The following is a 14580-nucleotide window of genomic DNA, read 5'->3' on the forward strand; positions in this document are numbered from 1 at the left end:
GGAGAATACGTTTCTTTGTGTTATTGAATTTGTTTAAATTTTAAGTCTAATTAAATCCATGATTAAATGAAAAAAGAAATCAAGAGTGCCACTCAATCGTTTTGGCGATTATTATTTTTATTGGTGGCGTTTAATTCAAGTCTAAGTTTGTTTGCGCAAACACCGACTGTCTCCGGCATCGTTCTGGATGAGTTTGGAGAGCCGATGATCGGTGTATCGGTACTAGTGAAGGGAACAACCACAGGTATTATTACGGATGTAGAAGGGAATTTTATTGTTCCGGCTAAAACCGGGGATGTTATATTGGTAAAGTATCTTGGTTACAAAGACCAGGAAATAAAAGTAACAAGTAATGCCCGCTTGAAAATAACTCTTCAGGAAGATACTCAGAATCTGGATGAAGTAGTAGTGGTTGGTTATGGTACGCAGAAGAAAGTGAACCTGACCGGTGCTGTTTCCGCCGTTACCGGTGAAGAAATTGCCAAGCGTCCGGTAGCCAATACATCGACCATGTTGCAAGGCCAGATGCCGGGTTTGCGTATTACTTCTGACAAAGGCCAGCCGGGTAACGAATCGGTTCAGATCCGTGTACGTGGCCAGGGTACTTATTCCGGTACCGGCTCTGACCCGTTAATCCTGATTAACGGAGTAGAGGGGGATCTCGCTTCCCTCGACCCGAACATCATTGAAAGTGTTTCCGTCTTGAAGGATGCAGCTTCGGCTTCCATCTATGGTTCGCGCGCAGCAAATGGTGTGATTCTGATTACAACGAAGAATGGTTCGGAAACAAAAGACCGCATCTCCGTTCGTTATAATGGCAACTTTGCCGTACACAATCCGACAAACCTGCTGGATGTGATTTGGGATTCTCCTACCTATATGAAATATTTCAATATGGCGAAGGATAATTCCGGAGCTCCGGCAACTGACCGTTATTCGGCAGAGATGATTGCAAACTACACCAATCCGTCCGACCCGACCAAATACCCCAGCTTCAACTGGTTGGATTATATGTTTGATCCTGCTTTCGTTCAGCAGCACAACCTGAGTGTAGCCGGTACTACCGGTAAAACTTCTTACAACGCTTCTTTAAGTATGATCAACCAGCCCGGTACCATGAAAGGGCAGGAATTCAAGCGTTACAATGCAACGTTGGATCTGACTTCACAAGTAAACGATTGGATACGCTTCGGAATGTATTTTACCGGCAGCCGCAGCAATCGCCAGGAGACACGCCAGGGGGATACCGATGCTTATCTGTCAACTATTTCTCAGGCGCCGACTTACATGCCCTGGCTACCGGATGATGGCACAGGCATTAAGCGTTACACGATGAAAGCGTTTACCTTTGAAAGTAATAATAAAAACATGGTTGCCATTACTGAAACGGAAAACTTCAAGAACTATGTGAATACGGATGTAAACACTCAGGCTTGGTTGGAAGTAAGTCCGATCAAAGGGTTAAGCTGGTATACCAAAGGTGCTATGCGCTACAAGCAACAGCATACGAAGAACTGGGGAGCGCTTCCGACACCGGTTTACTACTATCATGACGGTGTACAGAATGGTACATTGAATACAAACGGAACAGGTTTGACAAGTACAATGGAAAATAGTTCTTACTATAACTTATATACGTATTTGAAATACGACTGGGCTACTCCTAATAAAGAACATGACTTCTCTTTTATGGCAGGTTACAATCTGGAATATTATAAAATGGATAATCTGGAAGGTTACCGTCAGAATTATGACTTCCCCTTGCATGAACTGAATACAGGTATTTCTTCTGTACAGACTAACAAAGGTGAATCTGAAGAATGGGGCATTATGTCTGCTTTCTTCCGTGCCAACTATGCTTTCAAGCAGCGCTATTTATTGGAAGTGAATGCCCGTTACGACGGTTCTTCCCGCATTTCATCCGATTCCCGTTGGGGTATCTTCCCTTCCTTCTCTGTGGGATGGCGTATGACTGAAGAAGAATGGATGAAGGATCTCAACTGGGAATGGCTGAACAGCATGAAGTTGCGTGGATCCTGGGGGATCCTGGGTAACCAGAATATCGATCTTTATTCTTACTATGCTTTGGTTACAACAGGTAAGGATTATAGTTTCGACAACTCGAATCTGGGTGCCGGTGTTGCACAGACCGCCCTTACCAACCGTGATCTGAAATGGGAATCTACGGCTATCGGTGACTTCGGTATCGATATCACTGCTTTCAACGGTTTCAATATTACTTTCGACTGGTATAAGAAAAGAACATACGATATTCTTCGTGAGGCACAGAGCAATTCATTACTGGGCTTGAAAGCTCCGTATGTCAATGCTGGTGAAATGGTAAACAAAGGTATTGAAATATCGTTGGCTTATAACGGATATATAAAAGAAGGAGTATTCAAAGGCTTAAGTTACAATGCCGGTGTATTCTTTGATCGTACGAGAAATGAGTTGACGAAATATGGTGCCGATTATATAGACTCTTCTAAAGGTTTAATCTATAAGGAAGGTATACCTTATGAGTCATTCTATGGTTATGAAGCAATCGGTATCTTTAGGGATGAAGCTGATGTAAGCAATTCCCCCAAGCAATTTAATGATAAGACATTGCCCGGTGATATTAAATATGCCGATATCAGCGGCCCTAATGGAGTACCCGATGGCATTGTCGATGAAAACGACCGTAAAGTACTTGATGGCCGCTTCCCTGATTTTGAGTATTCCGTGAACCTGGGCGCCAGTTGGAAAGGTTTCGACCTCTCTTTGATGGGGCAAGGTGTACAAGGTGCTAAACATTATGCCAGCGGCTGGGGATTGCGTCCGTTCTATCAGGGAACGCCTATCTCACAAGACTATATCGATAATATGTGGACGGAAGATCATAGAGATGCCAAATATCCGCGTCTGTATTTCGCAGATTTAGGTGGTGCAAAGAACCAGCGTGAAAGTACCTACTGGCTATACAATGCTTCTTATTTCCGTCTGAAGAACCTGACATTCGGTTACACATTGCCGAAAGCCCTGACAAGCAAAGCAAAGATCGAACGTCTGCGTTTCTACTTCTCTGGTGACAACCTGCTGACGATAACTAAATTCCCACAGGGTGGTGACCCGGAACGTAACTATAATTCCACAAAGGGTACACGTTTGGTTTATTATCCGCAGAACCGTATCATTTCATTCGGTGTAAATCTTGAATTCTAATTTAATTATAAAGTAATTATGAAAATGAATAAACTATCATATATTTCACTATTGGTTGCCGGTATGATGGCTGTATCATCCTGTTCTGATATTTTGGATACGCCACCGACAACTTCTCCGTCAGAAAGCATTTTCTGGCAATCAAAATCTGATTTTGATTCCGCGTTGACCGGCTGTTATCAAGGTATGCAGGCTAAAACATTATCCTATGGGATGGTTGTTTACGACTGTCTGACAGATAATGGTTACGGTAGTTCCGGTTCCAGCTATGTGTATAAAACAGACCTGATCCAGGCGGATAATATAGATCCGTCAATGACAGGATTCGTTCCGGAACTTTATAAAGAAGCTTATGAAGCTATTACCCGTCTGAATATCTTCTTATATCAGCTGAAGAATTATCAGGGAGGAGATATGAATACTGCCCGTAACCAGTATGAAGGAGAGGCGCTTTTCTTACGTTCTTACTGCTATTACCTGCTTTATCTGTGTTACGGTGAAGTTCCCTATCCAACGGAACCGCTGGATCTTACAACTCAGAATATGCCGAAAGAATCTCTTGAAACAGTTTATAATAATCTGATCACAGATTTACAGACTGCGATCGATAAAATGGATGACAAGACATTCAAGGGTGCCGGCGGACATGCTACAAAAGGAGCTGCCCAGGGATTAAAAGCACGTCTCCTGATGTTCCATGCTTTTGGTGAAGACGGAAAAGTAGCCAATCGTAACGAAGTGCAGGAAGCATACAATTTGTTGAATGAAATAAAAGGCTATTCTTTAGCCGGTCGTTATGCGGACAACTTTACTTATGATACACAGGAAACCAGTCCGGAGATTGTCTTCTCGATCAAGTTTCTGGCTCCGAACAATTATAATAATTTCGACCATATATATGGAAACTATTCCGGAGTACGTCCGGTCGCTAACCTGACAAATGAGTATGAGGAAGGTGATAACCGGTTGGGACAGATTGTCGCTTTTGATGATAAATATCAGTGGCCGGGAGGTGAAGTCGTATCTCTGAATAGAAGCGATTTGAAAAAGGCAATGGTAAAATGGCTGACCCCATTGATGAAAGATGGTGATATGTGGCAGGCAAGTACCCGTAGCGAACAGGACTGGGTATTCCTTCGTTGGGGTGAATTGCTGCTCTTGAAAGCTGAAGCAGCCAATGAACTGGGTATTTCCGGTGCTGCCGACATGGTAAATCTGGTTCGTCAACGTGCCGGTCTAGCTGATTTGGCCACCAGCTTGAATCAAGATCAGTTGCGTGAAGCAATCCGCCACGAGCGTCGTGTGGAAACTCCGTTCGAATTGATCCGCTATTATGATATGAAACGTTGGAAGATCATGGATAGATTGAATAGTGTGGAACTAGATCCGCTACTGTCCGGACACGTATCAGCCTGGTCGAAAGCGCACGAATACTTCCCCTTACCGCAGGATCAGATCGACTTCTCCAACGGTGTATTGATACAGAATCCGAATTATTGATCATTCGATAATAATTTAAGTATGGGTAAGAAGCCCCGTCGTTATTGGCGAGGCTTTCTTTCCTTCTCTGGTGAGATGGTGTCACTAGCGTTAGTGGGGCACTGTCACCAACGTTAGTGAGGCATCGTCACCAACGTTAGTGAGGGACTGTCACTAGCGTTAGTGACACACTGTCACCAGTAACAGCCAGAAATTATATTAAACCGATAATGCGGCAAATAGTAAAATATAAGAGATAGAATCATGGAAAAGAAGTTAATTATTTTGTCAGCCTGTCTGGCCTTGTCGCTTTTCGCCTTTCCTCAAAAGCCGGGAAAGAAGGGGGCTACGTCCGCTTCCTGGTCGGAGAAAATTGCTGCTGCCAAGCAGAATGCTTACGAGCAGATGAAGAAAAACAGCCTGCCGGTTTCTTCAAAAGTAGTAAAAGCAAAACAGGCTGCCGAAAGGTTCACCGCCGATGTGACCGGACTGGATGAAATGGTGCTTTACACCTGGGGAACTGTCGACGGAACAACCGACGACCAGGCTGTATGGGCAAACGCCCGCTTAATTGCTGCCGACGGCTCTTCCGTCTGGCTGAATGACCTGAAAGATACTTTCAAAGATACCGGCACGGGACGCCTGGTCTTTAATGCCAACGCCAAAGACGTTCCCGTCGTTATGAAAGGAGTAACATACGAACGGACAATCATGGCGAATGCCAATGCCCAGATCGTTGTTCCTCTGGATAAGAAATATGTCCGTTTCGAAGCGGAAATCGGACTGGAAAACCGTTCTTCTGCAGGAACAGTTATATTCCGCTTGCAAGGGATAACCGGCAGAAAGTTATCCGAAGATATTATAGCCGGTTTTCCGGCTGAGTCGGCGCAGTTCCTTCCGTTTGCCGGAAGCGACATGAAAGCGTTAGTCACCACTTATGATGCAAATATAGAAAAACATATCGCCCGGTCGGTTGTAGACCTGCTGGCGGACAAGAATTATTTTACAACCCGTATTACTGCTGCCGGTCAGGAAAAGGAACTGGCAAAACAAGTAATCGCTTATCTGAACATAGCGCAGGATGCGATGAAGGTATACGAGTTGCAGGAGTCTTTGAGCTGGCTTAACATACAGGCTATCGAAGAGGCTTTCAATGATATGAAACGGAATAAATCGTTTGACCAGGCTGCCAACCAATCCAAACTTTCTGCATTAAAAGGATTGGCCGGTAAAGGTTTCTCCGGTATCTATTCAAACGATGAAAATACAATAAAGGAAGCGCAACAGGCTTTACGTTTAAAAAGGGAGATACTCTTGGCTAATCCCGAACTGAATATGGATAAACTGATCGTAGGCCGTTACCGTATCGGGACGTCTGCCCGTCAGATCAATCCCCGGTCATTGGGAACGCAAAACAATAACTGGTCGAACCAGACCTCTGCCGCCCGTGGTGGATTTGATGCGGAGATCGTCGAACTCTCCAATCTTCGCGGGGATATCCGGTCGCGCACGATCTTCAAACCGGATAACGGCTCATCCGTCCCCGACCTGAAGCTGCATTGGGATGCCGACCGTATCCTATTCTCTATGGTAGATACGGATAAGCGCTGGCAGGTTTTTGAAATAGGCCTGGATGGGAAAGGTTTAAAGAAACTGATCGACTCACCGGAAAAGGATCTGGAGTTCTTTGATGCAACCTGGCTGCCTTCGGGCAAGATCATGGCTATATCCAATATCGGTTACAATGGTGTTCCCTGTGTGAACGGAAATGATGAAGTCGGCAATATGGTGCTTTATAACCCGGAAGACCGATCGTTGCGTCGCCTGACGTTCGATCAGGATGCCAACTGGTCGCCCGTACTTATGAATAACGGGAAAGTAATGTACACCCGTTGGGAATATACCGACCTGACGCACTACTTCTCCCGTTTTGTGATGCACATGAATCCGGACGGGACGGAACAGAAAGCGCTGTATGGCAGTGGTTCTTATTTTCCGAACAGTACGTTCGATGCCAAGCCTATTCCCGGCCAGGCTTCAGGTTTCATTGGAATTATTTCCGGCCATCACGGGGTGACCCGTTCCGGTCGTCTGATCCTGTTCGATCCCTCAAAAGGACGTAAGTCCGTACAGGGAATGGTGCAGGAATTGCCTTACCGTAACCGGAAGATCGAACCGATCGTAAAAGATCGTCTGGTGGATGGCGTATGGCCGCAGTTTATCAAACCTTATCCGTTGAATGATAAATATTTCCTGGTAACGGCCAAGCTGAATGAGAATGCCCTGTGGGGGATTTACCTGGTCGATGTTTATGATAACCTGACCTTGATTGCTGAATATGAAGGGGAAGGATTGATCCATCCGATACCGGTAAAGAAAACACCTGTCCCGCCGGTCGTTCCCGATCGAACCAAGCCGGATACGAAAGAAGCTACGGTCTTTATCCAGGATATTTACGAGGGTGAAGGATTAAAAGGCGTACCTCGTGGTACGGTAAAAGCTTTTCGTGTACTGTCTTATGAATATGCTTATAATAAAACTCCGTCAGACCATTGGGCGCAGGGCGTTCAGAGCGGATGGGATATTAAACGCCTGTTGGGTACGGTTCCTGTGGAAGAGGATGGCTCGGCTTTATTTACTATCCCGGCAAATACACCGATCTCACTACAACCGCTCGACTCATGCGGACGGGCTGTACAATGGATGCGAAGTTGGCTGACCGGTATGCCGGGAGAAACAGTATCCTGTATCGGTTGCCACGAAGACCAGAATCAGTTACCTATCCCGAAGCGGGTAGTGGCTTCAACGATTAAACCGCACGCAATCGCGTTACCGGAAGGCGGACAACGTCCCTTCACATTCGAACTGGAAATACAACCCATTCTCGACCGTGCCTGTATCGCTTGCCATGACGGATCAAATAAATTGGCTGATTTTACAGGCGGTCGTATCGATAGCTTCTCCGGTTTCGGTGAAAGTTATCTGAACCTGCATCCGTATATTCACCGTCAGGGGCCGGAAGCAGAGATCGAAGTGCTGAATCCATATGAATACCATGCATCGGCCAGTGATTTAATCAAGATACTGAAAACTGGACATCATGGTGTGGCGTTGACGGATAAGGAATGGAAGACTCTTTATAACTGGATCGACTTTAATGCTCCTTATCATAGTAAGTTTAAAGCGAACATCTTCAAAGGTGTGGAGCAGATCAGCCGCAGAACCGAACTGACGAATAAATATGCCTCTTCCGGGGTTGACTGGCAAGAGGAAATCCGTTCGTATGCCGACTACCTGAGTAAGCAGCCGAAGCCGTCTCCGGTAAAACCGGAACGGAAAGAGTATAAGGATAAAGAAGTCAAAATAAAAGGTTGGCCGTTCGATGCATCAATCGCTTCCAATATGCAGGCGAAAGAGCAGGAGACAAAGAAAAGCATTGAACTGGCACCGGGTATTGTTATGAATTTTGTCCGTATTCCGGCCGGAACGTTTGTGATGGGAAACAACAAAGGACATTCCGATTATTCCCCGGTTAATAAACAGGAGGTGAAGAAAGCTTTTTGGATGGCAGAGATCGAAGTGAGCAATGAACAGTTCCGTACAATTTATCCGGATCATAACAGCCGCTTTATCAACCAGCTATGGAAAGACCATGTGCACGAAGGTTATCCGGCCAATAAACCGGAACAACCCGCTATTCGTGTGAGCTGGGAGGAAGCGATGGCTTTCTGTGAAGAGTTAAGTCAGAAGACTGGCCTGAAAGTTACTTTGCCGACAGAAGTACAGTGGGAATGGGCTTGCCGTGCCGGTAGTGATTCTGATTTCTGGTTCGGAGCATTGAATACCGATTTTTCAGCCTATGAGAATATGGCGGATAAGCAATTGAACAAACTGGCTGTAAGGGGGGTAGACCCGCAACCGATGAGTCCTACGGATCCGTGGTACAAATATTACACCTATCAACCGAAAGATAATCAGGTAGACGATGGCAATATGCTGATGGTCAAAGGGGGCGGCTACCGTTCCAATCCGTGGGGCTTGTATGATATGCAGGGGAATGTGGCGGAATGGACTCGTTCAGACTATCTGCCTTATCCATATAATGAGAAAGTACAGGGAAGCGGACTTGAAAAGGTGGTACGCGGCGGTTCATGGATCGACCATCCGAAGACGGCAACGGCATACTATCGCCGGTCTTATCTTCCTTGGCAGAAAGTGCATAATGTAGGTTTCCGTGTCATTATCGAAGATTGATTATATAGATGAGCGCTTTTAAACAAATAGTAGTAGGATTGGTAGCCGGAGTAACAGTTGTTTGTTCTCATGCACAAACAAAGTTATCTCCGGCCTGGCAATCCGATCTGGTAAAGATCAGTAATGAGGGTCTATTAACTTATATGCCGGATGAGGAAGGTAACACAATTCCCGATTTCAGCCGGGTCGGTTATCATCATGGCAATAGGAGTATTCCCTGTTATCCGGCAGTATGCAGGAAGTACAAGGTACAAGGACAAAGATAACGGACGACTTCGTGCCCGTAGGGACACATTCGACTTCGGGAAAGAACTATAATATAGGAATGAAAGGAGAAAAATATCCCGGTCATTTTACCGATCGTCCGGAAGGAGTCTGGGAAGGACAGAACGAGATCAATATCTTTCCCCGTTCCCTGTATATCGCACAGTTAATGGCCAGACAGAAAAAAGAGATTTTGTGTATTTTGATAAAATAGGTGGTTAGCAGAGTAAAAGGCTGAATTCCGAGAGAATTCAGCCTTTTCAATGAAACTCAATATAATTAATAATTATCGTTCTGAGTTAAAGCGCCACCTACATAATCGATCTCATTTTGCGGGATAGGATAGGGCCAGGTTTTATCTGTTACGTGTGTTCCGGCTCCGGAATATTTACCTTCGGCTGTTTGGCCGAAAGCCTGCATAGTAGGAACGAATATTCCCCAACGGAGCAAATCGTACAAGCGTAGCCCTTCGCATCCTAATTCTACCCGCCGTTCATGGCGGATCGCTTTCTTCAGATCGTCGGATACTTTTACCTTATACTTTGAATTAAATACCTCTTCCGTTATCCTGTTTTCTTCCGGAATATTGAATTTACGATACTGGGCATAACTGTCTGTCGTTGTACTGGAGACGAAGGCACGATGGCGAACCTGATTGATCAGGTCTACCGCTTTTTGCTTATCGTCTCCCGTTTCGATCAGGCATTCGGCATACATCAATAGAACATCGGCATAGCGGATATGATAGAATGTCCAATCTGTGTTCTGTAAATCCCCGATCGGTCTTCTTGACCAGTCCGGATATTGTTTACGGCTATGTTGCAGCGAGAAGTTATCGTATCCGGAATAATCATGGACTTCCTCTGTTCCGTCTGATTTTATAAAAATATCACCGGAAGAAAGAATCGTATGAACCAGGCGGGGATCGCCGACTTCATATTCACTGACCAGATCGTTCGTGGGGCACTCACCGCCCCAACCGCCAACGCCTGCACGTCCGGTATTCATCTGCGGACAAACACTACCGTTGGTATAATTAGGAATATAAGAGCGTAAAGTGATAAATACAGCTTCTTTAGACATATAACCTTTCTCCGCACTATTAAACAAAGCCTCATAGTTATCGATCAGTTCATAACAACCGGATTCTACAACCGTTTTCAGATCAGCTTTTGCGGCTTCATAATTACCGTAAAACAGATAAACTCGTGCCCGGAATGCTAATGCCGCTTCTTTGGTGATACGTCCCAGTTCGCTTGCCGGCAATACACTTGCTCCCGGCAGATTGGGTTCATTTATTGCTGCTTCCAGGTCAGCGAGTATGAACTTCATTACTTCTTCCCTGTTTGCTTTTGTGATGTTTTCTTTCTCGCTTACATTTAACGGTTTATCGATAATCGGCACATTTTCAAACAGCATTGCCAGATCGAAATAGTAGAATGCACGCATAAAATGTGCTTCAGCTATCCAGCGCTTCTTTGTTTCGGTGGAAACTAAAGCGCCTCCGGCCTGTATAAGCTGCACTTCAGGAGTTATTAATGACAGGAAAACGTTGCAGGGGGAAATAGCTTGTTTATACCGGTGATCCCAGAGTTGTGTCAGCATACTACTGGTGGCAGCAGGGTTCCCACGGGTTACTTCTGTAATAACGGAGCGATCGCCTGCATCCGATCCTCCCTTCGAACAATCATCTGTCAACTGATCGCCGATATCGAATTTCATTGTTTGAAAATCCCATTGGTTCAATATGGGTTGATAACAGTTTACCAGCATTTTGTATCCTGCATCTTCGGTACTGAGATAAGTCGTTTCATCAAGAGTTCCTAATGTCGGCCTGTCCAGAAAGTCGGAGCTACAACTAACAGTCAGGGAGCTAATGCATACTATCGATAAAAATAGCTTTCCTTTATTTATTATTGATTTCATAATATCTTCTTTTTAAGATTATAGTTTGAAACTTACACCGAACATAAATGTTCTTGCCTGTGGATAAAAGCCCATATCACAACCTTTATATTGAGGGTTGCTGTTGATTTCACCGACTTCAGGATCAAGACCGGAGTACCCTGTTATTGTGAATAAATTCTGGGTGGCAACAAACACTCGTAGGTTGTCGATCGTAATCTTTCTGGTTAAAGAAGACGGTAATGTATAACCTATTTGCAGGTTTTTCAGGCGGACATAAGAGCCGTTTTCTACATACCAGTCTGACATTTCCAGATTCATGCGGCTATCTGCATCGATGCCGAAGTTTTTGTTGGTACTTCCCGGCCCGTTCCAGTAAGTCGTTAGGATATCTTTAGGGGCATTATACCATCCGGTTCCGGAATAGATGTCATACTTCAATACATTTAATAGATCGTTACCTACTGATCCCTGGAAGAAAGCCGATATGTCGAAACCTTTATATTCGGCAGATAATGTCAGACCGAATGTGAAGTCCGGATGTGGATTCCCTGTCATTGTCCGGTCTTCGTCATCTAATTTACCGTCTCCGTTCAGGTCTTTAAACTTCAGGTCGCCCGGTTTGGCTCCCGGCATAACGACTTGTCCGTTGTTTTTATAATTATCGATCTCTTCCTGGGTCTGGAATACACCGTCTGTCTTATATCCGTAGAAATAGCCGATAGGCATGCCCGGTTCGGTCATTGTATAAGTATAATATCCCAGATGGATTCCTTTTCCCGGTATGTTAGCCCCGCTGCCCAGGCTTTCCACTTTGTTACGGTAAGTCGAGATATTACCGTCGATCGCATATTTAAAATCACTACCGATCTTGCCATTGTATCCTATGGTTAATTCGATGCCTTTGTTGCTGACACTACCTGCATTCATCCAGGGTACATTCGGATATCCAAGGCTGGTCGGGACAGGTACCTGTACAAGCATGTCTTGTGTCTTGCGATTGAAATAATCGAAACTGGCTCGTAAGGAACCGTTGAAGAATGCCATGTCTAAACCAAGGTCGAGCTGGCGGGTCGTTTCCCATTTTAAGTCGGGGTTACCAACCTGTGCACGTCCTCCGTATAAACTGGTCGTGTAAGGATTTCCAAAGATATAGTAACTACCGTTTCCGAAAGTATTCAGATAGGCACCGTCTGAGATAGTCTGATTACCGATCTCACCCCAGCTGATCCTTAACTTACTTTGGGATAACCAGTCGAAGTTTTTCATGAATGCTTCTTCCGAGAAATTCCATCCGGCAGAGATAGAAGGGAAACATCCCCATCTGTTTCCGTCAGCAAAGCGGGAAGAACCGTCCCAACGGATATTGGTTGTAAGCATATAACGATTATCGAACGAATAGAATATACGGCCAAAGTATGAATTCAAAGAGTTTGTTACAACATATCCGCTAGCTCCCGGGTTGAGGGTTCCGGCATTTATAATTTGCTGGCTTGGATCATTATTGACCATACCCTGCTTGGATGCACCGATATATTCATAACGTTTCTTTTCGGCTGAGGTACCGGCCATAGCACTTACGGAATGTTTGTTGAATTTCTGATTATAAGTAAGGTAGTTATCGAAGACCCAATAGTCTGTGTTGGAAACTCCCCGGCTTACTGTTGCATAGGTACTGTATTCATCTCCATCCAGATAATATTTAGGTGTAAATCCGTCGCTTTGATTACGGTTCAGGTCTAAAGCGATGCTCGATTTGAATGTTAGGAACGGGAATAACTTGAATTCTCCTGAAATGTTTGATTTTGTAGCTATTCCATGCCATTTATTCTGAGCCATGCGGTCTACCTGTGCCACTGTATTCGGCTTATTCGAGTAAATAACACCCGTATATCTCGACCAGGGATTGGTAGGTTCATATCCTCCCATGATGCGGGCTTGAAGGAAATCCGGAATATCGGTAAGGTTATCTCTGTACACGGGCGTAATCGGGTCGGCACTGATCGTACTGAATACGGTTGCCGTATATGAATTATTCTCATCGAGGTTCCTTCTGGATTCATAAATTACATTCACATTGGCTGATAAATTCAACCATTTGGTTACTTCGGAGTCCATGTTTAAACGTCCGGACAGACGTTCATAGTCGGAGCCTCTCAGTATACCGTCCTGCTTCATGTATCCAAAGCTGCTGCGGTATCTAAGCTTGTTAAGACCTCCGGAAAATGCCAGGTTGTAATTCTGATTAATTGCTTCAGAGGGTTTTCTTGTCGTCTCTTTCCACCAATCCGTTCCTTCACGTCCTCCGTTTTTGTCGAGGAAGGAGAGGATCTGTTCCCGTTTTTCAGGAGTGGAGAAGTCATCGATCAATGCCTTACCGGCAGCTGTATAGGCTCTGTTCTTATACTCCATAAAACCTTCGGCATCCAATACATCGTATCGTTTGGGGATATTCTGGAAACCAATATTCATATCAAACTCGATATTGCTCCGATAACTTTCTCCTGAGTCACCGCGTTTAGTGGAGACAAGGATCACGCCGTTGGCTGCACGAGCACCGTAAATAGCCTGGGCTGATGCATCTTTCAACACTTCGATACTTTCGATATCGCGTGCGTTTAGCCAACCTATATCGTCTTGAGGTAAGCCATCCACTACATATAAAGGATTATTGTTGTTGATCGTTCCTACACCACGGATACGTACATCGCCCAAAGAACCTGGGCTACCGGAGCTGGCAGTGATTGTAACACCTGCGGCTTTTCCCTGTAAAGCATCTGCTGCACTGCGAAGTGGCAGGTTGGCAATCTCATCCCCTTTAACCTGGGTGATAGCTCCTGTTAAGTCCCTTTTCTTGAAAGAACCGTAGCCAACAATAACTACCTCATCCAGCTTTTGGGTATCTTCTGATAAAATAATGTCCAACCTATTCCGGTTCCCAATATTTACGCTTTGTTGAACATAGCCTATATATGAGAATTCAACGGTTGCATTAGCCGGAACATTCTCCAGTCTGTATATACCGTCAATATCGGTCATAGCTCCTGTTGTCGTTCCTTTTACAACCACATTTACTCCGATAAGAGGCTCTCCGTTTTGGTCTGTAACTTTACCGGATACCGATTTCTTATCCTGATTTACTGACTCTGATTGAGTTTCTTCAATTCTTTTATTCGTGAGAACGACATGGTTTTTTACAATCTTATAAGTAATATCTGTTCCTTTGAAGATATTATCTAAAACGCTCTCTATGGAACTGTCATGAACTTTGATATCTACTTCATCGTTGATATTGACTTGTTTATTGTTATAAAAGAATTTATAATCACTTTGGTCTTCTATCGCTTTAAAAACATCGGAAATGGTACCTTTCGTGATACTTAACGAAATCATTTGGGCTGCTGCTGCAACCACATTTAATTGAAAAATAATCAGGCACAAACCTATAATCGTATATCTTTTAAGGGTGCCCAA

General features: G+C 44.6%; 7 protein-coding genes. 5 read left to right on the plus strand and 2 right to left on the minus strand.

Annotation, left to right across the window (positions count from 1 at the left end):
* Nucleotides 1-66 precede the first annotated feature (66 nt).
* The 5 genes from HMPREF1536_RS01555 (at nt 67) to HMPREF1536_RS28050 (ending at nt 9415) form a co-directional block, all read left to right on the plus strand.
* On the plus strand, nt 67-3204 hold the full coding sequence (locus HMPREF1536_RS01555) for a SusC/RagA family TonB-linked outer membrane protein (protein ID WP_028730383.1): 3138 nt from the start codon (nt 67-69) through the stop codon (nt 3202-3204).
* A 24-nt stretch (nt 3205-3228) separates the two neighbouring features.
* Nucleotides 3229-4704: a RagB/SusD family nutrient uptake outer membrane protein gene (locus HMPREF1536_RS01560; RefSeq protein WP_028730384.1), complete on the plus strand. Its 1476-nt coding sequence runs from the start codon at nt 3229-3231 to the stop codon at nt 4702-4704.
* Nucleotides 4705-4947: 243 nt separating this feature from the next.
* The gene (locus tag HMPREF1536_RS01565; protein WP_028730385.1) at nt 4948-8937 is read left to right on the plus strand and encodes an SUMF1/EgtB/PvdO family nonheme iron enzyme; all 3990 of its coding nucleotides are present in this window, start codon (nt 4948-4950) and stop codon (nt 8935-8937) included.
* An 8-nt stretch (nt 8938-8945) separates the two neighbouring features.
* The gene (locus HMPREF1536_RS28045) at nt 8946-9203 is read left to right on the plus strand and encodes a hypothetical protein (RefSeq protein WP_225607996.1); all 258 of its coding nucleotides are present in this window, start codon (nt 8946-8948) and stop codon (nt 9201-9203) included.
* Nucleotides 9170-9415 (plus strand): hypothetical protein, encoded by a 246-nt coding sequence (locus tag HMPREF1536_RS28050; protein ID WP_028730386.1) that lies wholly within the window; start codon nt 9170-9172, stop codon nt 9413-9415. The genes HMPREF1536_RS28045 and HMPREF1536_RS28050 overlap by 34 nt, the downstream gene beginning before the upstream one ends.
* A gap of 65 nt (nt 9416-9480) precedes the next feature.
* On the opposite strand, the gene HMPREF1536_RS01575 is transcribed toward HMPREF1536_RS28050, so the two are convergent.
* Both HMPREF1536_RS01575 and HMPREF1536_RS01580 read right to left on the minus strand, forming a co-directional pair.
* Nucleotides 9481-11127 carry a RagB/SusD family nutrient uptake outer membrane protein gene (locus tag HMPREF1536_RS01575; protein ID WP_028730387.1) on the minus strand — a complete coding sequence of 549 codons (1647 nt, stop codon included), beginning with the start codon at nt 11125-11127 and terminating at the stop codon, nt 9481-9483.
* Between the two features lie 18 nt (nt 11128-11145).
* Nucleotides 11146-14499: a TonB-dependent receptor gene (locus HMPREF1536_RS01580; protein WP_374938064.1), complete on the minus strand. Its 3354-nt coding sequence runs from the start codon at nt 14497-14499 to the stop codon at nt 11146-11148.
* Between the last annotated feature and the right edge of the window lie 81 nt (nt 14500-14580).

The sequence above is a fragment of the Parabacteroides gordonii MS-1 = DSM 23371 genome (genome assembly GCF_000969825.1).
Classification (GTDB): Bacteria; Bacteroidota; Bacteroidia; order Bacteroidales; family Tannerellaceae; genus Parabacteroides; species Parabacteroides gordonii.

What these genes read in the sequence shown, in the direction of transcription:
- HMPREF1536_RS01555 (WP_028730383.1), top strand. Translation starts at nt 67, where the DNA reads ATGAAAAAAGAAATCAAGAGTGCCACTCAATCGTTTTGGCGATTATTA.
- HMPREF1536_RS01560 (WP_028730384.1), top strand. Translation starts at nt 3,229, where the DNA reads ATGAATAAACTATCATATATTTCACTATTGGTTGCCGGTATGATGGCT.
- HMPREF1536_RS01565 (WP_028730385.1), top strand. Translation starts at nt 4,948, where the DNA reads ATGGAAAAGAAGTTAATTATTTTGTCAGCCTGTCTGGCCTTGTCGCTT.
- HMPREF1536_RS28045 (WP_225607996.1), top strand. Translation starts at nt 8,946, where the DNA reads ATGAGCGCTTTTAAACAAATAGTAGTAGGATTGGTAGCCGGAGTAACA.
- HMPREF1536_RS28050 (WP_028730386.1), top strand. Translation starts at nt 9,170, where the DNA reads ATGCAGGAAGTACAAGGTACAAGGACAAAGATAACGGACGACTTCGTG.
- HMPREF1536_RS01575 (WP_028730387.1), bottom strand. Translation starts at nt 11,127, where the DNA reads ATGAAATCAATAATAAATAAAGGAAAGCTATTTTTATCGATAGTATGC.
- HMPREF1536_RS01580 (WP_374938064.1), bottom strand. Translation starts at nt 14,499, where the DNA reads ATGATTTCGTTAAGTATCACGAAAGGTACCATTTCCGATGTTTTTAAA.